This window comes from Streptomyces sp. HB132 (assembly GCF_016909575.1).
GTDB lineage: Bacteria > Actinomycetota > Actinomycetes > Streptomycetales > Streptomycetaceae > Streptomyces.
In genome coordinates this window covers 114,511-134,544 of the sequence record NZ_JAFBGA010000003.1, presented here as the reverse complement: position 1 = coordinate 134,544, position 20,034 = coordinate 114,511, and the positions used below count along the sequence as shown (strand labels likewise).

21 protein-coding genes are annotated in these 20,034 nt (G+C 70.9%); 15 read left to right on the top strand and 6 right to left on the bottom strand.

All coding sequences use genetic code 11. The features are described 5' to 3' along the window. Window positions 1-12 precede the first annotated feature (12 nt). From JOC24_RS08320 to JOC24_RS08310, 3 genes are all read right to left on the bottom strand, one after another. A complete protein-coding gene (locus JOC24_RS08320; RefSeq protein ID WP_205019999.1) occupies window positions 13-993 on the bottom strand; it encodes a COX15/CtaA family protein in 981 nt (326 codons plus the stop codon). Window positions 994-1,072: 79 nt separating this feature from the next. Then, entirely contained in the window at window positions 1,073-1,840 is a 768-nt protein-coding gene (locus tag JOC24_RS08315) for an ABC transporter permease (RefSeq protein ID WP_205019485.1), read from the bottom strand. Continuing rightward, window positions 1,837-2,763 (bottom strand): ABC transporter ATP-binding protein, encoded by a 927-nt coding sequence (locus JOC24_RS08310; RefSeq protein WP_205019484.1) that lies wholly within the window; start codon window positions 2,761-2,763, stop codon window positions 1,837-1,839. Before JOC24_RS08310 ends, JOC24_RS08315 begins: the two co-directional genes overlap by 4 nt. A gap of 246 nt (window positions 2,764-3,009) precedes the next feature. On the opposite strand from JOC24_RS08310, the gene JOC24_RS08305 reads away from it, so the two are divergent. The 8 genes from JOC24_RS08305 to JOC24_RS08270 all read left to right on the top strand — a co-directional run bounded on the left by JOC24_RS08305 (window position 3,010) and on the right by JOC24_RS08270 (window position 9,591). After that, entirely contained in the window at window positions 3,010-3,759 is a 750-nt protein-coding gene (locus JOC24_RS08305) for a helix-turn-helix transcriptional regulator (RefSeq protein WP_205019483.1), read from the top strand. Next, window positions 3,756-5,177 carry a Fe-S cluster assembly protein SufB gene (gene sufB, locus JOC24_RS08300; protein WP_205019482.1) on the top strand — a complete coding sequence of 474 codons (1,422 nt, stop codon included), beginning with the start codon at window positions 3,756-3,758 and terminating at the stop codon, window positions 5,175-5,177. The genes JOC24_RS08305 and sufB overlap by 4 nt, the downstream gene beginning before the upstream one ends. A gap of 69 nt (window positions 5,178-5,246) precedes the next feature. Continuing rightward, window positions 5,247-6,428 (top strand): Fe-S cluster assembly protein SufD, encoded by a 1,182-nt coding sequence (gene sufD / locus JOC24_RS08295; RefSeq protein ID WP_205019481.1) that lies wholly within the window; start codon window positions 5,247-5,249, stop codon window positions 6,426-6,428. 1 nt (window position 6,429) lies between these two features. Continuing rightward, a complete protein-coding gene (locus JOC24_RS08290) occupies window positions 6,430-6,747 on the top strand; it encodes a bifunctional 3-phenylpropionate/cinnamic acid dioxygenase ferredoxin subunit (protein ID WP_205019480.1) in 318 nt (105 codons plus the stop codon). A 7-nt stretch (window positions 6,748-6,754) separates the two neighbouring features. Further along, entirely contained in the window at window positions 6,755-7,519 is a 765-nt protein-coding gene (gene sufC / locus JOC24_RS08285; protein ID WP_205019479.1) for a Fe-S cluster assembly ATPase SufC, read from the top strand. Continuing rightward, the gene (locus tag JOC24_RS08280; protein ID WP_205019478.1) at window positions 7,516-8,784 is read left to right on the top strand and encodes a cysteine desulfurase; all 1,269 of its coding nucleotides are present in this window, start codon (window positions 7,516-7,518) and stop codon (window positions 8,782-8,784) included. Before sufC ends, JOC24_RS08280 begins: the two co-directional genes overlap by 4 nt. Window positions 8,785-8,800: 16 nt before the next feature. After that, entirely contained in the window at window positions 8,801-9,256 is a 456-nt protein-coding gene (sufU, locus tag JOC24_RS08275) for a Fe-S cluster assembly sulfur transfer protein SufU (RefSeq protein ID WP_307792653.1), read from the top strand. Then, a complete protein-coding gene (locus tag JOC24_RS08270; protein ID WP_056783575.1) occupies window positions 9,253-9,591 on the top strand; it encodes a metal-sulfur cluster assembly factor in 339 nt (112 codons plus the stop codon). Before sufU ends, JOC24_RS08270 begins: the two co-directional genes overlap by 4 nt. 117 nt (window positions 9,592-9,708) lie before the next feature. On the opposite strand, the gene JOC24_RS08265 is transcribed toward JOC24_RS08270, so the two are convergent. Then, the gene (locus JOC24_RS08265; protein ID WP_205019477.1) at window positions 9,709-10,875 is read right to left on the bottom strand and encodes a DUF7847 domain-containing protein; all 1,167 of its coding nucleotides are present in this window, start codon (window positions 10,873-10,875) and stop codon (window positions 9,709-9,711) included. 154 nt (window positions 10,876-11,029) lie between these two features. Between JOC24_RS08265 and JOC24_RS08260 the strand changes: the two genes are divergently transcribed. From JOC24_RS08260 to dapD, 3 genes are read left to right on the top strand one after another with little or no spacing between them, the layout of a single operon-like run. After that, window positions 11,030-11,350 carry a DMT family transporter gene (locus JOC24_RS08260; protein WP_205019476.1) on the top strand — a complete coding sequence of 107 codons (321 nt, stop codon included), beginning with the start codon at window positions 11,030-11,032 and terminating at the stop codon, window positions 11,348-11,350. Next, window positions 11,350-11,961, top strand: coding sequence for a TetR/AcrR family transcriptional regulator (locus JOC24_RS08255; protein WP_205019475.1), 612 nt, complete (start codon window positions 11,350-11,352; stop codon window positions 11,959-11,961). The genes JOC24_RS08260 and JOC24_RS08255 overlap by 1 nt, the downstream gene beginning before the upstream one ends. A 43-nt stretch (window positions 11,962-12,004) precedes the next feature. After that, complete coding sequence (gene dapD / locus JOC24_RS08250; protein WP_205019474.1) at window positions 12,005-13,003, top strand: 2,3,4,5-tetrahydropyridine-2,6-dicarboxylate N-succinyltransferase; 999 nt, start codon at window positions 12,005-12,007, stop codon at window positions 13,001-13,003. On the opposite strand, the gene dapA is transcribed toward dapD, so the two are convergent. Beyond that, a complete protein-coding gene (gene dapA, locus JOC24_RS08245) occupies window positions 13,000-13,887 on the bottom strand; it encodes a 4-hydroxy-tetrahydrodipicolinate synthase (protein ID WP_205019473.1) in 888 nt (295 codons plus the stop codon). The two genes, dapD and dapA, sit on opposite strands and share 4 nt — an antisense overlap. 141 nt (window positions 13,888-14,028) lie before the next feature. Here dapA and JOC24_RS08240 point away from each other — a divergent pair, with 141 nt between their 5' ends. The 4 genes from JOC24_RS08240 (at window position 14,029) to JOC24_RS08225 (ending at window position 18,680) form a co-directional block, all read left to right on the top strand. Further along, a complete protein-coding gene (locus JOC24_RS08240) occupies window positions 14,029-14,658 on the top strand; it encodes a DUF4232 domain-containing protein (RefSeq protein ID WP_205019472.1) in 630 nt (209 codons plus the stop codon). A 296-nt stretch (window positions 14,659-14,954) separates the two neighbouring features. Further along, window positions 14,955-16,433, top strand: coding sequence for a hypothetical protein (locus tag JOC24_RS08235; protein WP_205019471.1), 1,479 nt, complete (start codon window positions 14,955-14,957; stop codon window positions 16,431-16,433). 305 nt (window positions 16,434-16,738) lie between these two features. After that, window positions 16,739-18,208 (top strand): alkaline phosphatase PhoX, encoded by a 1,470-nt coding sequence (locus JOC24_RS08230; protein WP_205019997.1) that lies wholly within the window; start codon window positions 16,739-16,741, stop codon window positions 18,206-18,208. A 241-nt stretch (window positions 18,209-18,449) separates the two neighbouring features. Next, window positions 18,450-18,680 carry a hypothetical protein gene (locus JOC24_RS08225; protein ID WP_014156926.1) on the top strand — a complete coding sequence of 77 codons (231 nt, stop codon included), beginning with the start codon at window positions 18,450-18,452 and terminating at the stop codon, window positions 18,678-18,680. A 110-nt stretch (window positions 18,681-18,790) separates the two neighbouring features. Here JOC24_RS08225 and JOC24_RS08220 read toward each other — a convergent pair whose 3' ends face one another. After that, a complete protein-coding gene (locus JOC24_RS08220) occupies window positions 18,791-20,014 on the bottom strand; it encodes a TerD family protein (protein WP_205019470.1) in 1,224 nt (407 codons plus the stop codon). Window positions 20,015-20,034: the final 20 nt, after the last annotated feature.

Genomic DNA, 20,034 nt, shown 5'->3' with positions numbered 1-20,034 from the left:
AGGCGCTCTTGCTCAGCGGACGGCGGCGTGCTCCGGCAGGTCGCCGGCCGTCGGTGCGGGAATTCCGGCGGCGGCCACCGGGCGCTCGCGCAGCGACAGCAGCAGACGCAGCACCGCGATCCACAGCAGGGCCGAGCCGAACATGTGGATGCCGACCAGGACCTCGGGTACGTCACTGAAGTACTGCACGTATCCGATGGCGCCCTGCGCCAGCAGCACGATCAGCAGGTCACGGGCGCGGGCACGGGTGTCGGCGGGGGCGTCGACGACGCGCAGGGCGAACCACATCGCGACGGCCAGGGCGCAGACGACCCATGCGGCGATTGCGTGGACGTGGGCGGCGGCGCTCCAGTCCCACGGCATGCGGGGGACGTCGCTGCTGTCGCCGGCGTGCTTGCCGGAGCCGGTCACGGTGGTGCCGAGCACGATCAGGACGACGGTGGTGGCCACGACGGCCCAGGCGAGCTGCCGCACCGGGCGCGGGGCGCGCGGGCGTGCCGCGCCGTCGCCCTCGCCGATCCGCACCCAGGTGAGCACGGCCACGGTGAGCAGACAGTTGGCGAGCAGGAAGTGCCCGGCCACCGACCACGGGTTGAGGCCGGCCCAGACCGTGATCCCGCCGATGACCGCGTTCCCCATCACCAGCCAGAACTGCGACCAGGCCAGGCGGGTGAGACCACGCCGCCGGGGTTTCACGGAGCGGGCCGCGATGATCGCCCAGCCGACCGCGGCCGACAGGACGTAGGTGAGCATCCGGTTGCCGAACTCGATGGCGCCGTGCAGCCCCTGCTCGGGCGTCGCGAAGAGGCTGTCGTCGGTGCACTTCGGCCAGGTGTCGCAGCCGAGACCGGAACCGGTCAGCCGGACCGCGCCGCCGGTGACGATGATGAACACGGTCATCGCGACCGCGGTGAGCGCGGCGCGCCTGGCCGTCTTCACCGACGGAGTCCAGCGCCTGGCGATGTAGGAGATGGGGGTTTCCACGCGCCCTATCGTAGGGAACGGCTTGTGCATGATTTCACGAGGGGTGGGCATTCCGGCCGACCCCGGACATCCCGCGGTCGCCCTCCGCTCACTCCCAGCGGAAGAACCGGGCCGCGGCGCCCAGCCCCAGCAGCGACCACACGGCCAGGACCGCCGCGTCGCCCCAGGGCATCGCCGTGCCGTGCTGGAGGACGTCCCGCAGTCCGCCCGACAGCGCGGAGATAGGCAGCAGACCCAGCACCGACTGCGCGGCGTCGGGGAACCTGTCCAGTGGCACGATGACCCCGCCGCCGACCAGCAGCAGCAGGAAGACGAGGTTGGCGGCCGCCAGCGTCGCCTCGGCCTTCAGCGTCCCCGCCATCAGCAGCCCGAGCCCGGAGAAGGCCACGGTGCCCAGCACCAGGAGCAGCAGCGCGGGGAACGGGCCACCCTGCGGCGACCAGCCCAGCGCGAAGGCGATCACCGTCAGCAGGACGATCTGCAGCACCTCCGTGACCAGCACGGAGAGGGTCTTCGCCGCCATCAGACCCCAGCGGGGCAGCGGAGAGGCGCCCAGCCGCTTGAGCACTCCGTAGCGCCGCTCGAATCCCGTCGCGATGGCCTGGCCCGTGAAGGCCGTCGACATCACCGCGAGCGCGAGGACGCCGGGTGTCAGGAAGTCGACCGGCTCACCGGCGCCCGTGTCGACGATGTCGACGGCGCTGAACAGCACGAGCAGCAGCGTCGGGATGACCACCGTCAGCAGCAGCTGCTCGCCGTTGCGCAGCAGCATCCGCGTCTCCAGCGCGGCCTGCGCGGCGATCATGCGGGACAGCGGTGCGGCGCCGGGGCGCGGGGTGTACGTACCGGCGCTCATGCGCGCAGCTCCTTGCCGGTCAGTTCCAAAAAGACGTCCTCCAGGGTGCGCCGCTCGACCGCGATGCCGTCCGGCATCACGCCGTGCTGCGCGCACCAGGAGGTGACGGTCGCGAGCAGCTCCGGGTCGATCCGCCCGGTGATGCGGTAGGCGCCGGTGGCCGGCTCGGCCGCACCGCTGCCGTGGGGCAGCGCCTTCAGCAGCGAGCCGAGGTCCAGTCCGGGGCGGCCGGTGAAGCGCAGGGTGTTCTCGGCGCCGCCGCGTCGAAGCCGCTCCGGGCTGCCCTGGGCGACGACCCGCCCGGCGTCGATCACGGCCACGTCGTCGGCGAGCTCCTCGGCCTCGTCCATGAAGTGCGTCGTGAGGACGACGGACACCCCGTCGGTCCGCAGCTCCCGGATCAGGTCCCAGGTCGCCCGGCGGGCCTGCGGGTCGAGACCCGCGGTCGGCTCGTCCAGGAAGACCAGCTCGGGGCGGCCGACGACCGCCATGGCCAGCGCGAGGCGCTGCTGCTGACCGCCGGAGAGCCGGCGGTAGGTGGTCCGGCCGCAGCTGCCGAGTCCGAGCCGTTCGACGAGCGCGCCGACGTCCAGCGGATGGGCGTGGAGCTTCGCCGTGTGGCGCAGCATCTCGTCGGCGCGGGCACCCGGGTAGACACCGCCGGACTGCAGCATCACGCCGATGCGCGGACGGAGCGCCGCCGCGTCGGCTACGGGGTCGAGGCCGAGGACCCGCACGGTCCCGCCGTCCGGCCGCCGGTAACCCTCGCACGTCTCGATCGTGGTGGTCTTCCCGGCGCCGTTCGGCCCGAGGACCGCGGTCACCGCGCCCGCCGAGACCTCCAGATCGAGGCCGTCCACCGCCGTCTTCGTGCCGTACCGCTTGACCAGGCCCCTGGCCTGTACGACGGGCTCACTGCTCATGGCGGGCAAGTCTAGGCGGGCGGGAGAAGGGCCCGGCGCGCCGGGTTCCCGACGTCGTCACGGCACGTCCTCGCGGTGTCGCGGGAGGTCCGGCCGCCGACCGGGCCGCAGGGCGCCCACCTGCGGTCACCTCCGGTGATCGCCCGTTTCCGCAGGTCAATTTAGGTTTACCTAAGTGATGAACGGCACCGGGCCCGGTGCCGAGGCGGGTTGTCACGCCCGGAGGAATTACGCAACAATGGCGTTGTGAAATACGTTGGCGAGGCTCCCCAGGAGGAACTCGCGACCGGTGAGCGTTCGACGCGCAACCGGGTCGCGCGCTCCATCCTGGATCACGGCCCGTCCACCGCCGCCGATCTGGCGAAGCGCGTCGGTCTGACACAGGCCGCCGTGCGCCGGCACCTCGACACCCTCATGTCCGACGACGTGGTCGAGGCCCGCGAACAGCGGGTGTACGGAGCGCGGACCCGTGGCCGTCCGGCCAAGGTCTTCGCCCTCACCGACTGCGGCCGGGACGCGTTCGACCAGTCCTACGACAAGCTCGCGGCCGACGCGCTGCGCTGGATCGCCGAGTCGGCGGGGGACGAGGCGCTCGTCGCCTTCGCCCGCGCCAGGATGGCCGCGCAGTCCGAGAAGTACCGGGCCGTGATCGAGTCCGCGGACCCCGAGGCGCGCACCGAGGCCTTGGCCAAGGCCTTGTCGGCCGACGGGTACGCTGCTACGGCGCGTAGCGCTCCGGGCTCTCAGCGGGGCGAGCAGCTCTGCCAGCACCACTGCCCGGTCGCGCACGTAGCCGAGCAGTTCCCGCAGCTGTGCGAGGCGGAGACGGAATTCTTCTCCAGCCTGCTCGGGACCCATGTGCAGCGTCTCGCCACCCTCGCCCACGGCGACGGTGTGTGCACGACGTTCGTTCCGCGCAGCAGCCCCACGGCACCACAGGTTTCACAGACCACTCATTCAGCATCTGCAAGTACGGCCGGGAGGAACCCCGCATGACGCTCCCTACGGAGACTGCCCACCCTGAGCTCGATGGCCTGGGCACGTACGAATTCGGCTGGGCCGACTCCGACGCGGCAGGCGCGGCGGCGAAGCGCGGCCTGTCCGAAGCTGTCGTCCGCGACATCTCGGAGAAGAAGAACGAGCCGGAGTGGATGCTGAAGCTCCGTCTCAAGGGCCTGAAGCTCTTCGGCAAGAAGCCCATGCCGAACTGGGGCTCCGACCTCTCGGGCATCGACTTCGACAACATCAAGTACTTCGTGCGGTCCACCGAGAAGCAGGCGGAGTCCTGGGAGGACCTGCCCGAGGACATCAAGAACACGTACGACAAGCTCGGCATCCCCGAGGCGGAGAAGCAGCGCCTCGTCGCCGGTGTCGCCGCGCAGTACGAGTCCGAGGTGGTCTACCACCAGATCAACGAGGAGCTCGAGTCGCAGGGTGTCATCTTCATGGACACCGACACCGCGCTCAAGGAGCACCCGGAGCTCTTCAGGGAGTACTTCGGCACCGTCATCCCCGTCGGGGACAACAAGTTCGCGTCGCTGAACTCCGCGGTGTGGTCCGGCGGCTCCTTCATCTACGTGCCGAAGGGTGTGCACGTCGAGATCCCGCTCCAGGCCTACTTCCGTATCAACACGGAGAACATGGGCCAGTTCGAGCGGACGCTGATCATCGTCGACGAGGACGCCTACGTCCACTACGTCGAGGGCTGCACGGCGCCGATCTACTCCTCGGACTCGCTGCACTCCGCGGTCGTCGAGATCATCGTGAAGAAGGGCGGCCGCTGCCGCTACACGACCATCCAGAACTGGTCGAACAACGTCTACAACCTCGTCACCAAGCGCGCCGTGGCGTACGAGGGCGCGACCATGGAGTGGGTCGACGGCAACATCGGCTCCAAGGTCACCATGAAGTACCCGGCCGTCTACCTGATGGGCGAGCACGCCAAGGGCGAGACCCTGTCCATCGCCTTCGCGGGCGAGGGCCAGCACCAGGACGCCGGCGCCAAGATGGTCCACATGGCACCGAACACCTCCTCCAACATCGTCTCCAAGTCGGTGGCGCGAGGCGGCGGCCGCACCTCTTACCGCGGTCTCATCGAGATCGGCGAGGGCGCGCCGGGCGCCAAGTCCAACGTGCTGTGCGACGCGCTGCTCGTGGACACGATCTCCCGCTCCGACACCTATCCCTACGTCGACGTCCGTGAGGACGACGTGTCGATGGGTCACGAGGCGACGGTCTCCAAGGTCTCCGAGGACCAGCTCTTCTACCTGATGAGCCGCGGGATGACCGAGTTCGAGGCCATGGCGATGATCGTGCGCGGCTTCGTCGAGCCGATCGCCAAGGAGCTGCCGATGGAGTACGCCCTGGAGCTCAACCGGCTGATCGAGCTGCAGATGGAGGGTTCGGTCGGCTAGCACGGCCGCGCGCCGTCCGCCGATCGACCCGAGAGTTCCTTGACTGAGAAAGCGAGCACCACGACAGCCATGGCTGAGGCTTTGAACATCCCTGCGGGCTCCACCACCGCCGGGTCCGTCGCGGTGGCGGCCGAGTCCACCGTCGCCACGCGCATGAGCGCCCCCCCGTCCTTCGACGTCGCGGACTTCCCGGTCCCGCACGGCCGCGAGGAGGAGTGGCGGTTCACCCCGCTGGAGCGGCTGCGCGGCCTGCACAACGGCACCGCCGTCGCCACCGGTGACGGGGTCAAGGTCGTCGTCGAGGCGCCCTCCGGCGTCACGGTCGAGACCGTCGGCCGCGACGACGCGCGACTCGGCAGGGCCGGAACGCCGGTCGACCGGGTCGCCGCCCAGGCGTACTCGTCCTTCCAGCACGCCTCGGTCGTCACGGTCGCCAAGGAGGCCGTGCTCACCGAACCGGTCCGGATCGCGGTGCACGGTGAGGGCGGCGTGGCCTACGGCCACCAGGTCATCGAGCTGGGTGCCTTCGCCGAGGCCGTCGTCGTCATCGACCACACCGGTGACGCCGTGCTCGCCGCCAACGTCGACTACGTCCTGGGCGACGGCGCCAAACTGACCGTCGTCTCCGTCCAGGACTGGGACGACACGGCCGTCCACGTCGGCCAGCACAACGCGCTGGTCGGCCGCGACGCCTCGTTCAAGTCGGTCGTCGTGACGTTCGGCGGGGACCTCGTCCGCCTGCACCCGCGGGTCGCCTACGCCGCCACCGGCGGCGAGGCCGAGCTCTTCGGTCTGTACTTCACCGACAAGGGCCAGCACCAGGAGCACCGTCTCCTGGTCGACCACAACACCCCGCACTGCAAGTCCAACGCGGTGTACAAGGGCGCCCTCCAGGGCGACGACGCCCACGCCGTGTGGATCGGCGACGTGCTCATCCAGGCCGCCGCCGAGGGCACCGACACCTACGAGATGAACCGCAACCTGGTCCTCACCGACGGTGCCCGTGTCGACTCGGTGCCGAACCTGGAGATCGAGACCGGCGAGATCGTCGGAGCAGGCCACGCCTCGGCGACCGGCCGCTTCGACGACGAGCAGCTGTTCTACCTCCAGTCCCGCGGTATCCCCGCCGAGGAGGCCCGCCGGCTCGTCGTGCGCGGCTTCTTCGCCGAGCTGGTCCAGCAGATCGGTCTGCCGGACGTCGAGGCCCGGCTCCTCGACAAGATCGAGGCCGAGCTGAAGGCGTCGGTCTGAGATGGCCTTCGTCAAAGCCTGTGCGCTGAGCGAGCTGGAGGACGACACCCCCAAGAGGGTGGAGCTCGACGGCACGCCGGTCTCCCTCGTCCGCACCGAGGGCGAGGTGTTCGCGATCAACGACATCTGCTCGCACGCGAACGTCTCGCTGTCGGAGGGCGAGGTGGAGGACTGCGCGATCGAGTGCTGGCTGCACGGATCGAGCTTCGACCTCCGCACCGGCAAGCCGTCCGGTCTTCCCGCGACGCGCCCCGTCCCCGTATACCCCGTAAAGATCGAAGGGGACGATGTGCTCGTCTCCGTCACCCAGGAGTCCTGAGTCACCCATGGCAACGCTTGAAATCCGCGACCTGCACGTCTCCGTCGAGGCCGACAACGCCACGAAGGAGATCCTCAAGGGCGTCGACCTGACCGTGAAGCAGGGCGAGACGCACGCCATCATGGGCCCGAACGGGTCCGGCAAGTCCACCCTCGCCTACTCGCTCGCGGGTCACCCCAAGTACACGATCACGAGTGGCACGGTGACCCTGGACGGCGAGGACGTCCTGGAGATGTCCGTCGACGAGCGGGCCCGCGCCGGCCTGTTCCTCGCCATGCAGTACCCGGTGGAGATCCCCGGTGTCTCGGTCTCCAACTTCCTGCGCACCTCCGCCACCGCCGTCCGCGGCGAGGCCCCCAAGCTGCGGACGTGGGTGAAGGAGGTCAAGGAGACGATGGCCGGGCTCCAGATGGACCCCGCCTTCGCCGAGCGCAACGTCAACGAGGGCTTCTCCGGCGGCGAGAAGAAGCGCCACGAGATCCTCCAGCTGGAGCTGCTCAAGCCGAAGATCGCGATCCTCGACGAGACCGACTCCGGCCTCGACGTCGACGCGCTGAAGACGGTCTCCGAGGGCGTCAACCGGGTGCGCGAGACCGGCGAGGTCGGCACCCTGCTGATCACCCACTACACCCGCATCCTCAAGTACATCAAGCCCGACTACGTGCACGTCTTCGCCAACGGCCGGATCGCCGCCTCCGGCGGTGCCGAGCTGGCCGACACGCTGGAGAACGAGGGCTACGAGGCCTACACGAAGGGTGGCGCTTCCGCGTGACTGACGCCCGACAGGGGCTCTCCGGCCTCCTCGACACCGAGGCGATCCGCAAGGACTTCCCGATCCTGGACCGCACGGTCCACGACGGCAAGAAGATCGTGTACCTGGACAGTGCGGCGACCTCGCAGAAGCCGCGGCAGGTGCTCGACGCCCTCAGTGAGTACTACGAGCGGCACAACGCCAACGTCCACCGCGGTGTGTACACCATCGCGGAGGAGGCCACCGCGCTGTACGAGGGCGCTCGCGACAAGGTCGCGGCCTTCATCAACGCACCCAGCCGCAACGAGGTGATCTTCACCAAGAACGCCTCGGAGTCGCTCAACCTCGTCGCCAACATGCTGGGCTGGGCGGACGAGCCCTACCGGGTCGACAGCGACACCGAGATCGTCACCACGGAGATGGAGCACCACTCCAACATCGTGCCGTGGCAGCTGCTCTCGCAGCGCACCGGCGCGAAGCTGAAGTGGTTCGGCATCACCGACGACGGCCGGCTCGACCTGTCCAACATCGACGAGATCATCACGGAGAAGACGAAGATCGTCTCCTTCACGCTGGTCTCCAACATCATGGGCACGATCAACCCGGTCGAGACGATCGTCCGGCGTGCCCAGCAGGTCGGCGCGCTGGTCTGCATCGACGCCTCGCAGGCCGCCCCGCACATGGTGCTCGACGTGCAGGCGCTGCAGGCCGACTTCGTGGCCTTCACCGGTCACAAGATGGTCGGCCCGACCGGCATCGGCGTCCTCTGGGGCCGGCAGGAGCTCCTGGAGGACCTGCCGCCGTTCCTCGGCGGCGGCGAGATGATCGAGACCGTGTCGATGCACTCGTCGACGTACGCCCCCGCGCCGCACAAGTTCGAGGCGGGAACGCCCCCGATCGCGCAGGCCGTCGGCCTCGGCGCGGCCGTGGACTACCTCTCGGCCATCGGCATGGAGAACGTCCACCGCCATGAGCAGGCGATCACCGAGTACGCGGTGCGCAGGCTCCTGGAGGTCCCCGACCTCCGGATCATCGGCCCGTCCACGGCCGAGGACCGGGGCGCGACGATCTCCTTCACGCTTGGCGACATCCACCCGCACGACGTGGGTCAGGTGCTCGACGAGCAGGGCATCGCGGTCCGGGTCGGCCACCACTGTGCGCGGCCGGTGTGCCTGCGGTACGGAATTCCTGCGACGACGCGGGCGTCGTTCTATCTGTACTCCACGCCCGCCGAGGTCGACGCCCTGGTGGACGGCCTGGAGCACGTGCGGAACTTTTTCGGTTAAGGGCGAGGGTTGACTGGTGAAGCTTGACTCCATGTACCAGGAAGTGATCCTGGACCACTACAAGCACCCCCACGGGCGTGGCCTGCGGGACGGCGACGCCGAGGTGCACCACGTCAACCCGACGTGCGGCGACGAGATCACGCTCCGCGTGAAGTACGACGGCGAGACCATCGCCGACGTCAGTTACGAGGGTCAGGGCTGCTCCATCAGCCAGGCCAGCGCCTCCGTGCTCAACGAACTGCTGGTGGGCAAGCAGCTCGGCGAGGCGCGGAAGATCCAGGAGACCTTCCTGGAACTGATGCAGTCCAAGGGTCAGCTGGAGCCGGACGACACGATGGAGGAGGTGCTGGAGGACGCGGTCGCGTTCGCCGGCGTCTCCAAGTACCCGGCCCGGGTCAAGTGCGCGCTGCTGAGTTGGATGGCGTGGAAGGACGCGACGGCGCAGGCGCTGTCCGAAGGGAAGACGGCATGAGCGACAACGAGACTCTCACCACCAAGCCGGCCTCCGAGGAGGAGGTCCGCGAGGCCCTGTACGACGTGGTCGACCCCGAGCTGGGCATCGACGTGGTCAACCTCGGCCTGATCTACGGCATTCACGTCGACGACGCCAACATCGCCACCCTCGACATGACCCTGACGTCCGCGGCCTGTCCGCTGACCGATGTCATCGAGGACCAGGCGAAGTCCGCGACGGACGGCATCGTCAACGAGCTGCGGATCAACTGGGTCTGGATGCCGCCGTGGGGCCCGGACAAGATCACCGACGACGGCCGTGAGCAGCTCCGCGCGCTCGGCTTCAACGTCTGACCCACGCCTTCGCCGACGGCTCCCGGCTCTGTGCCGGGAGCCGTCACGCGTGTCGCCCCGTTGCCTTTCGGCGGCTCCGCAACCGGGCCCGGCGTCACCGGGCGGTGACGGGTCCGGTCACCACTGCGGTGCGCCGCCCCCGTACGGCGGCGGCGGGTAGGGGCCCTGTGCGGGGACGCCTGCGGCCTCGGCCAGGGCCGGGCCCAGGTTCTCCGTCCGGATCCGCCGGTCGACGTAGAGCAGGCCCGTCACCAGCTGCGGGAACGTCGCCGAGATGATCTGGCTCACCAGCCCGCCCAGCAGCGACGCGATCAGATAGCCGCTCATCGCGACCACGACGGCCGCTGGGCTCGGGTCGTCCTCCAGCGACGCGCTCCCGATCATGCCGGGGAACACGCCGAGGACCGAGAACGGTATCTGGACGACGTAGCCGGCCACGGCGGCCATCAGACCGGCCAGCAGGATGATGCCGAAGATCCGCCACCAGTCGCCGCGCACCAGCTGGGCCGAGCGGCGCAGCGCGGCGACGGGCCCCTGGCCCTCGAAGACCACGGCCGCCGGTGCCAGGCAGACCTTCACCCAGAGCCAGACCGCCAGCGGCCCGGTGATCAGGGCACCGATGACGCCCAGGCTGATGGCGATGGCCGGGCCGCCACCGTCGGCCATGGTGATGAGGCTGACGATCGCCGTGAAGAGGGCCACTGTGAGGAGCACCACGGGCACCATCGCGACCAGGCCCGTGAGGATCAGGGCGCCGATCACGGGGAACACGCGGGCCCAGGCCCTGCGCCACACCGCGGCGACGGTGACCGTCCTGCCCAGGACCGCCTCCTGCAGCACGGTGGGGACCGCGGCGTACACCAGGCCGGAGACGATCGCCATGGTGCCGATGCCCAGCAGCACCAGGACACAGCCCGCGATCACGAGCGGAGCGACGTCCGCGGACGAGGCCTCCTCGGCGTAGTCGAGCGAGACGACCCGCTCCAGGCGGTCGGAGACGGCGGAGTAGGCGATGGCCACAGCCGCCGCCATCAGGAGCGCGGCACCGCCGTAGAGGGCGGCGGCCAGGCCGAGCACCTGTTTCCAGTACCTGCCCATGGTCGAGAACGCCCCGCCCAGCACGTCCCCCAGCGTCAGCGGGGCGAGGGGTATGACCCCCGGCTTCGGTGGCGGCGCCCAGCCGCCCCATCCCGGCTGCCCACCGTACGGCCCTCCGCCGTGCGGCCCCCCGCCGTTCGGTGCGCCCCCGTAGGCGCCCCCGCCCCACCCTGCGTCCTGCGCCACCACTGCTCCGTTGTTCGTACGGTCTGTTCGTCTGCCGGTCCTACCGGTGCGGACACCGTAGCGCCCGGGACATCCCTGCCCCGCCCCGGGCGCGGGGGCAGGGGTGCACCTGCGGTGTGTACAGCTGTACGCAACGCTGTGTACGCTTGTACGCATGGGATACGGACTGCTGGCCGCGGCCATCGCGGCGGAGGTGGCCGGCACGACGGCCATGAAGTACAGCGAGGGATTCACCCGGCTGTGGCCATCGGTCGTCAGCGTCCTGGGCTACGTGCTGGCCTTCGCGCTGCTCGCCCAGACCCTCAAGACGCTCTCGATCGGCACGGCCTACGCCATCTGGGCCGGGGTGGGCACCGCGGCGGTCGCCGCCATCGGCATGCTCTGGATGGGTGAACCGGCGGGCCTCGCCAAGCTCGCCGGCATCGCGCTGGTCATCGCGGGGGTCGTCGTCCTCAACCTCGGAGGAGCGCACTGATGGTCCGGCGGTACGACCCAAAGCGGCGTGAACGCATCATCGACGCCGCGATCCGTGTCGTCGCGAACCGGGGCATCGGAGGACTCAGCCATCGCACGGTCGCCGCCGAGGCCGACGTCCCGCTCGGCTCGACGACGTACCACTTCGCCTCGCTCGACGAGCTGCTGGTCGCCGCCCTCCGCCGGTGCAACGAGAGCTTCGCCAGGACGGTGCGGGAGAGCCCGTACTTCTCCGATCCGGCGGTCCCGCTCGCCGACGAGCTCACCCGACTGCTGGGGGAGTGGTTCGCGGCGGGGCGCGGTCCGCTCGCGTTGGAGTACGAGCTGTATCTCGCGGCCCTGCGCCGGCCCGCCCTGCAGCCGGTCGCCGCCGAGTGGGCCGACGCCCTGGCCGTACTGATCGCCGATCGCACCGACCGTGCCACCGCACGGGCGCTCACGGCCCTGCTGGACGGGATCAGCCTCCAGGTGCTGCTCACCGGGGGCGACTTCGACCCGGAGTACACCCGGGAGATGCTGGCCAGGGTGGTGGACGGGGCGGGCCACCGCTACCCGTCGGGCGCTGCGGCGCGACCGGGTCCGGCGGACACCGGGCCGGCCTCCGTCAGCTGAGACCGGTTCGCCCGCGCGGGGCTCGGACGGTTAGGTTCTGTCCATGACCGACACGACTTCCCAGGGCTCCGCCCGCACCACCGGCGCCGTCGCCGCCGGACTCGCCACCATCGCCGGTGACGGCACCGTCCTCGACACCTGGTTCCCGGCCCCCGAGCTCGTCGCCGACCCCGGACCGGCGGGGACGCAGCGCCTCGGCGCGGACGAGGCGGTGAACCGCCTCGGTGAGGGGGCGGCCAAGGCCATCGGTGTGGACGCCCGACGCGGGGTGGAGGTCGTCGCCGTGTCCACGGTCATCTCCTCGCTGGACGACAAGCCGCTCGACGCGCACGACACCTACCTGCGGCTCCACCTGCTCTCGCACCGCCTCGTCCAGCCCCACGGGCAGAACCTCGACGGCATCTTCGGCTTCCTCGCGAACGTCGCCTGGACCTCGCTCGGGCCGGTGGCCGTCGACGACCTGGAGAAGGTCCGGCTCAACGCGCGCGCCGAGGGCCTCCACCTGCAGGTCACCTCGGTGGACAAGTTCCCCCGGATGACGGACTACGTCGCGCCCAAGGGCGTGCGGATCGCCGACGCCGACCGGGTGAGGCTCGGGGCGCACCTGGCCTCGGGCACGACCGTGATGCACGAGGGCTTCGTCAACTTCAACGCCGGCACGCTGGGCACCTCCATGGTCGAGGGCCGTATCTCCGCGGGCGTCGTGGTCGGCGACGGGTCCGACATCGGCGGCGGCGCGTCCACCATGGGCACGCTGTCGGGCGGCGGCAAGGAGCGCATCGTCATCGGACAGCGCTGCCTGATCGGCGCCGAGGCCGGCATCGGGATCGCGCTCGGCGACGAGTGCGTCGTCGAGGCCGGGCTGTACGTCACCGCCGGCACACGTGTCACGCTGCCGGACGGGCAGGTCGTCAAGGCGCGGGAGCTGTCCGGCGCCTCGAACATCCTCTTCCGCCGCAACTCGGTCACCGGTGCCGTCGAGGCCCGCCCGAACAACGCGGTGTGGGACGGGCTCAACGACGTACTGCACAGCCACAACTAGTCGGTAGCGGCGAGTAGTTCCCCGTACACCCCACGCAGCCCGTCGGTCGCCTCGCGGCCGGCGGGCTGCAGCGGTTCACGGACCGGGCCCGCGTCCAGGAGAGCCTTCGCCGTGACCGTACCGGGCAGGCCGGCGGCCATCATCGCCTCGACGAGAGGGGCGGTGAGCCCGTTGAGACGGGCGGCCTCCGCGGTGTCGCCGGAGTCGAACGCGTCCAGCACCGCCCGCATCTGGCGCGGGGCCACATTGGCGACCGTGCTGACGTAGCCGGCGCCGCCCAGCGCGTACAACGGGAGGTTCAGCTCCTCGCAGCCCGAGTAGTACGCCAGTGACGTCCGTGCCATCACCCCGGTGGCCCCGAGCAGGTCGTACGAGCAGTCCTTGACCGCCAGGACGTGCGGATGTCCCGCCAGACGCAGCAGCGTCGCGGGTTCGATCCTCGTGCCGGTGCGGCCCGGGATGTCGTACAGCATCAGCCCGAGGCCGGTGGCCTCCGCGACCCGGAGGAAGTGCGCCTCCACCGCGGCCTGGGGCGGACGGCTGTAGTACGGCGTCACCACCAGCAGCCCGTCGGCGCCCGCCGCCTCGGCCTCCTGCGCGAGCCGGACCGTGTGCCGCGTGTCGGAACTGCCGACGCCGGCGATCAGCGGGACCGTGTCGCCGACGGTCTCCCGGACGGCCCGCAGCAGCGCGGTCTTCTCCCCGTCCGTCGTGGTCGGGGACTCGCCGGTGGTGCCACTGAGCACGAGACCGTCGCAGCCGTCCGCGACAAGACGGGCGGCGTGACGGCGGGCGGCGTCCAGATCCAGATCACCCGTGGCGGTGAACGGCGTGATCATGGCGCAGAGGGCGCGGCCGAAGGGTCCGGCCGAGTGGGATGTCATCTCCGCAGTCTCGGTGCCCGGTCCGTACGGGTCCACTTAGATCTGCTTGGGGTGAGGGGCAAGAGACGCTGAACGGTGGAAGGCCTTCTGGCATGATCGAACAGAGTGGCGACGGACCGTTCCAGGGGTGGGATGCACGGCATGCGCGTACGGAAGACGATCTCGGCGGCCGTGCTCACGGGCGCCGTACTGACGCTCTCCGGCTGCGCCGGACTCCTCGTCCCCGCGGGTGAGGGGGAGCCGGAACCGACGCCGAGCCCGGCCGTCACGACGCGGCCGGCGGACCCGGACACCGGGGCCACGGCGGACGCCCCCGCCCAGGGCGCACCGAGCCCCGCGGTGCCGGCGGGCGACTGCCCCGCCTCCGGCGCGGCCGTGGAGATGGGGCCGGTCCTGACGGCGATGTTCCACCGCGCCGTCACGCTCACCCTCACCAACTGCGGGAAGCGGCCCTACCGCGTCCACGGCTACCCGTCGGTCCGCGCGCTGGGCGACGACGGCGAGCGCATCCCCGTCCCCGTGAACGCGGGAGGCTCGATGTTCGGCAACGACCAGGGGCCGAAGGAAATGACGCTGAAGCCCGGCGGGCAGGTGACGTCGACGCTCGCCTGGGTCTCCACCGAGGAGGGCGGCGATCTCATCGAGGGCGACGCCCTGGAGATCGCCGCCGCACCGGACACGGGGGCCCGGGTCTTCCCTCTGGAGGGGCATGACATTCGCCTGATGGACGAGCTGAACACGACGGCGTGGCGCGCGGGGGACACCGGATGACCGGTCTCCGAGACAGCCACCTCTGACGTGTGGGGCCGTGGTCCGGCCACCTCCGGGGAGCGACCGGAAGAGAGTCGCGCGGCCCCTCCGCGCCGGGCAACTACCCTCCGGGCCGGGCTCGTTGCGACGTGCGCACCGTCAATGCGCCCCACCGGGGCGCCGGTCCCCGGTGGGGTGGTGGCAGAACCGGGCGGGACGGGACGAAATGCGTCTACGCTGGGGCCGCGGCCGAGGACCCGTACGCACAGGGCCGGCCCCTTGCACACAGCCCGCGCATGCCCCGAGGAGACCCCCTGATGTCCGCAGAGCGCCCCTCCCTGCCGCCGGTGCGGCTGCACACCGAGGCCGAACTGGCACGGGACGCGCTGGCCGCTCCGCTGCTCGCCCGCGCCGTCCGCCTCGCCCGCTGGGCGGGCCCGGCGACCCGGGTGGGCGCCGGTGGTGAACTCGTCGACGCGCAGTTGCCCGCGGCCGCCGAGCACCTCGGGCTCGGCGACGACGAGGACGGTGCCGCGTACGCCAGCGAGGCATGGCGCCTCGCCGTCGACACGGGGCTCGTCGACGTCGAGGATCCGCAGGACGAGGCCGCGGGCGACGACGCGGGAGGCGAGGCGGAGGGTACCGTCACGGTCGGCGGGAACCTGGCCCTGCTGACCTCCGGGTCGCCGGGGGACGTCCTCGCCATCTGGCTCGACGGCCTGGAGGCCGTCCACGCGGACGCCACCGCCCCCGCCTTCGACGACTTCGCCGACCTCATCGGTGAGGACGGCAGCGTCGACTTCGACGCCCTCGACTGGGACCCGGAGGAGGAGGCCGACTTCCTCGACGGGGTGCTCACCAACCTCTACCTGCTGACCCTCTCGGACGCCGGACCCGCCGACGGCCCCGTGCCGCTGCCCGCCCTCGCCGCGTCCATGGTGGTGCCCGAGGACATGGGCGAGCCCACCGACGACGTCCTGGAGCGGGTCTCCGAGGCCATGATGCGGCTGGACGACCAGTTCCGGGTCCTCGAACCCATCGGGATCGTCGCCTACACGCCGGTGGACGAGTCGCTGCTGACCGAGGAGGGCGAGGAGGCGACACCGCCCGCCGACGACGAGGACGTCACCCGTTACGGCATGGTGAGGCTGACCCCGCTCGGCCTCTACGGCATCCGCGAGCGGATGCTGGAGGCCGGTGTCGACGCGCCGGCCGTCGGTGACCTCGCCGACAGGGGGGCCGACATCCTCCTCGACGGGATCGCGTACTACCCGGAGGAGGCCGCACGCACCGAGATCGGTCTCTGGCTCGCAGGGCACACGGAGCGGGGCGTGGAATCCGCCGCGGCCGAACTCCTGGGCGCTGCGCGCGGCACCGACGGGCGCGCGCCGCTGCGCAGGCTCCACTGCCAGCAGGCCCTCGCCCTGGTCGGGCCGGAGGCCGAACCCGCCGTGCGCGCGGTGCTCGGCGATCCCGAGCTCGGCGGCCTGGCCCGGGTCTGGCTCGCGGAGCGCGGTGCGGCCGACGTGCCGGCGCCCCCGGAGCCGATGATCTTCTGGCTCGCCGTGGACACGATCGCCGCGCAACTGGACGCCGACGGGGACCTGGACGAGCTCCAGGAACTGGTCGAGGGACTCTCCGGCCAGCACAGCGGCTTCTTCGACCAGGCCTGGCGGGTGGAGCACCCCGCGACGGCGGAGGTGCTCGAGGCGGTGGGGCGGCTGCACCGCGACCGGAAGATCGCGAAGGACGCCCGCAAGGCCGCCTTCAAGGCCCGCTCGCGCGCGAAGGGCTGATCCGCGGGAGACGGAGGGCCCGGCCACGCGGAGACGACGGGAGCTGAGCGGCGGGAGGCGCTGAGCCGCGGTAGGCGCTGAGCCGCAGTGGGCGCTGAGCCGCAGTGGGTGCGGAGGCCCGGCGGAGGCTTTTCGGCCAGGTGCGGCCGATCGACCCGGCGCACGGTGACCTGCTTTGTCATCAAACGCCGAACGGCTTGACGCGCAGGCCCGCTCCTCGTCGTTCGTCGTTCAACTCCTGTTGGTGAGGGAGAGGGAGCGTGATCGCGCCAACCCACCCGGCCACGCACCACCAGGAGTCCTCGATGTCGATCACGCGCAGGGAATTCAGCAGAAAGTCCGCCCTCACCGGTGCCGGTATAGCGCTGACCGGCACCGTCGGCGCACTGGCCACGGCCCCCGGCGCGCTGGCCGCCGAGGACGCGCGGCACGGCCAGGGGAACGGGCACGACGACGACAAGGGCCACGGGCACGGCAAGGAGCTGGGTTACGGACCGCTGATCGACGACCCGAAGGGCATCCTCGCCCTGCCCGCCGGGTTCTCGTACCGCGTCCTCACCCACAGTGGTGTCACCAAGCTGGAGACCGGCGAGCCGACCCCCTCCAACCACGACGGTACCGCCGCCTTCGAGGGCGCCCGCGGAGTCACGCTCCTCGTCAACAACCACGAGCTGAGCGGCACCCGTGCCGGCTGGAAGTACCCGGTCCCGCTCACCGAGGGCCTCGTCTACGACCCGGTGGCCGCCGGCGGCTGCACCGTCGTGGAGACCCGCCGCGACGGCCGCACCGCCGAGTGGGTGGGCATCGCCGGCACGTCGACGAACTGCGCCGGCGGCAGCACCGCGTGGGGAACCTGGCTCACCTGCGAGGAGACCGAGGACAAGGCAGGCAAGAACGGCCTGCTCAAGGACCACGGCTACGTCTTCGAGGTCGACCCCTCCGACAAGCGCGCCAACCGCGACCCGCGCCCGATCAAAGCCTTCGGCCGGTACGCCCACGAGGCCGTCGTCATCGACCCGAAGCTCGGCCACGCCTACCTGACCGAGGACGCGTCCGGCCCCAACGGGCTGCTCTACCGTTGGGTCCCGCCGCACGGCTTCAGGCACGGCCGCGGCAAGCTGCGCACCCTCGCCGACGACGCCGGTGTCCTCCAGGCCACCAAGTGCTTCGACAGGAAGGGCGCCTTCGTCGACGACCTGTCCCGGGCCACGGAGATCGGCACCGTCTACGGCGTGGACTGGGTCGACGTCCCCGACCGTGACGCGAGGTCCGTCTCCGTCCGCAAGCAGTTCGACGACACCCAGGTCACCCGCGCCCGCAAGCTCGAGGGCATGTGGTGGGGCGACGGCGGCGCCTACGTCGTCTCGTCGTTCGCGCGTGACGAGAGCCCGGTCGCGCACGACGGCCAGGTCTGGTTCTACGACCCCAAGCGCCGCACGCTGACCCTGAAGGTGCTCCTCGGCGTCAACGCCGACCCGTCCGAGGACGGCGCCTTCGACGGCCCGGACAACATCACCGTCTCTCCCTACGGCGGCATCGTCATCTCCGAGGACGGCGACGGTGTCCAGCACCTCTTCGGCGCCACGGACAGCGGCCGCACGTACCCGATCGCACGCAACGACCTGAACGGCGGGACGGAGGAGGACCCCTCCTACAGCGAGATGACCGGAGTCACCTTCTCGCCGGACGGGAAGACCCTGTTCGCCAACATCCAGACCCCCGGCATCATGCTGGCCATCACCGGCCCCTGGAAGCGCCAGCCCGACAAGCGCTGACACCCCGGTCGCGGGCGGCGCGTACGCAGTGCGCGCGCCCGCTCGGACGTGTCGTCGGAAAGCGAGAACCGCCACACCTTCGGGGGGCCTTTCGGCGCGGCTTTCCACGTGGTGCCCTTGCCGGAAGCGGCCAGGAGCGCCGCCCGGCCCCGGAATCGCTGATTACGAATCCGGCACTACTGACCGCTCCGGAGCGGTCGGGCATGGCGTCGGGCGCTTACAGGGCGCATACTCGACCGTAATGAAACAGTCAGCCGGTTCCCGGCGTCACCTGCCTTCCAGTCCCTTCAACCGCCCGGCCCAGGCGGCCCCACCGGTCGAATGCTTCGATGTGGGCGACAGGGTGTCGCACGACCAGTTCGGACTCGGCCGAGTCCTTGCTGTCGAGGGCGACAACGACGCAGTGCTCATCGACTTCTCGGGGCGACAGGGGAGGATCCTGAGCCCGTATTCCAAGCTGACCAAGCTCTGAGAGGGCGGACGAGCACGCACCGCGTCCCACCGGAAACTCTCCGGATCCGGGGCACCTGAGGGGGAGACCCGCCGGGTGCCCCGGAAGCCGTTCCGGGGCCGGTGACGGCGCTACAGCGCCTTGGCGGCGGGCTTGACCATGCCGCGAACGGTCCGAGACTTCACGAAGTCGCCCATTCCGGTCATCTCCCACTCGCCCGAGAACTGCTTGATCAGCTTGGCCATCATCACGCCGGTCTGCGGCTCAGCCCCTGTCAGGTCGAAGCGGACCAGCTCCTCGCCGGTGGCCGCGTCGATCAGCCGGCAGTAGGCCTTGGCCACCTCGGTGAACTTCTGCCCGGTGAACGAGTTGACCGTGAAGACCAGCCCTGTCGCGTCGGCGGGGATCCGGCCGAGGTCCACGACGATCACCTCGTCGTCGCCCGCGCCCTCACCCGTGAGGTTGTCGCCGGAGTGCTTGATCGCGCCGTTGAGGATGGAGAGCTTGCCGAAGTAGCAGCTGTCCAGGTGATTGCGGTTGGGACCGAAGGCGATCACCGAGGCGTCGAGGTCGATGTCCTTGCCGCGGAACGCGGGCTCCCAGCCGAGGCCCATCTTCACCTGCGAGAGCAGCGGCTTGCCGCCCTTGACCAGGGACACCGTCTGGTTCTTCTGGAGGCTGATACGTCCCTTGTCGAGGTTGACCTTGCCGGAGCCCGCGGGAGCCGGCGGCGCCGCGGGGGCCGGCGGGGCGATCCGGGGGTCGACGGGCGCCGCTGCCGGCGCCGGGGGAGCGACGGGTGCCGGGGGAGCGGCGGGTGCCGCCGCCGGGACGGGCGGCGCGGCCGCGGCGGGCTCCTCCACCGAGACGCCGAAGTCCGTGGCGATGCCCGCCAGCCCGTTCGCATAGCCCTGGCCGACCGCGCGCGCCTTCCAGGCGCCGTTGCGCAGGTAGATCTCGATGACCACCAGCGCCGTCTCGCCGCCCAGCTGCGGCGGGGTGAAGGTCGCGAGCGCGCTGCCGTCGTCCGCGTTGCGCACGGTGGCGGTGGGCTCGACGCCCTGGAAGGTCTGGCCTGCGGCGTCGGGGCTCGCCGTGACCACGATCTTCTCGATGCCCGGGGGGACCGCCGTGGTGTCCACCACGATCGCGTCGGGTGCGGATCCGCCGCCGGAGCGGTAGGTCACCCCGGGGCCCGCGGGCTGGTTGTAGAAGATGAAGTCGTCGTCGGAGCGCACCTTGCCGTCGGCGGTGAGCAGCAGGCCCGAGACGTCGAGTCGCACCGGGGCGGCGACGTCCACCGCCACGCGGGCGGCGGAGAGGGGGATGTTCGAGCCGGGGGTCATTGCGGTCATGCACGGGGTAACGAACGACC

Coding starts and splice junctions, on each gene's coding strand:
- JOC24_RS08315 (WP_205019485.1), bottom strand. CDS start 1,840: ATGAGCGCCGGTACGTACACCCCGCGCCCCGGCGCCGCACCGCTGTCC.
- JOC24_RS08310 (WP_205019484.1), bottom strand. CDS start 2,763: ATGAGCAGTGAGCCCGTCGTACAGGCCAGGGGCCTGGTCAAGCGGTAC.
- sufB (WP_205019482.1), top strand. CDS start 3,756: ATGACGCTCCCTACGGAGACTGCCCACCCTGAGCTCGATGGCCTGGGC.
- sufD (WP_205019481.1), top strand. CDS start 5,247: ATGGCTGAGGCTTTGAACATCCCTGCGGGCTCCACCACCGCCGGGTCC.
- JOC24_RS08290 (WP_205019480.1), top strand. CDS start 6,430: ATGGCCTTCGTCAAAGCCTGTGCGCTGAGCGAGCTGGAGGACGACACC.
- sufC (WP_205019479.1), top strand. CDS start 6,755: ATGGCAACGCTTGAAATCCGCGACCTGCACGTCTCCGTCGAGGCCGAC.
- JOC24_RS08270 (WP_056783575.1), top strand. CDS start 9,253: ATGAGCGACAACGAGACTCTCACCACCAAGCCGGCCTCCGAGGAGGAG.
- JOC24_RS08260 (WP_205019476.1), top strand. CDS start 11,030: ATGGGATACGGACTGCTGGCCGCGGCCATCGCGGCGGAGGTGGCCGGC.
- JOC24_RS08255 (WP_205019475.1), top strand. CDS start 11,350: ATGGTCCGGCGGTACGACCCAAAGCGGCGTGAACGCATCATCGACGCC.
- dapD (WP_205019474.1), top strand. CDS start 12,005: ATGACCGACACGACTTCCCAGGGCTCCGCCCGCACCACCGGCGCCGTC.
- dapA (WP_205019473.1), bottom strand. CDS start 13,887: ATGACATCCCACTCGGCCGGACCCTTCGGCCGCGCCCTCTGCGCCATG.
- JOC24_RS08240 (WP_205019472.1), top strand. CDS start 14,029: ATGCGCGTACGGAAGACGATCTCGGCGGCCGTGCTCACGGGCGCCGTA.
- JOC24_RS08235 (WP_205019471.1), top strand. CDS start 14,955: ATGTCCGCAGAGCGCCCCTCCCTGCCGCCGGTGCGGCTGCACACCGAG.
- JOC24_RS08230 (WP_205019997.1), top strand. CDS start 16,739: ATGTCGATCACGCGCAGGGAATTCAGCAGAAAGTCCGCCCTCACCGGT.
- JOC24_RS08225 (WP_014156926.1), top strand. CDS start 18,450: ATGAAACAGTCAGCCGGTTCCCGGCGTCACCTGCCTTCCAGTCCCTTC.
- JOC24_RS08220 (WP_205019470.1), bottom strand. CDS start 20,014: ATGACCGCAATGACCCCCGGCTCGAACATCCCCCTCTCCGCCGCCCGC.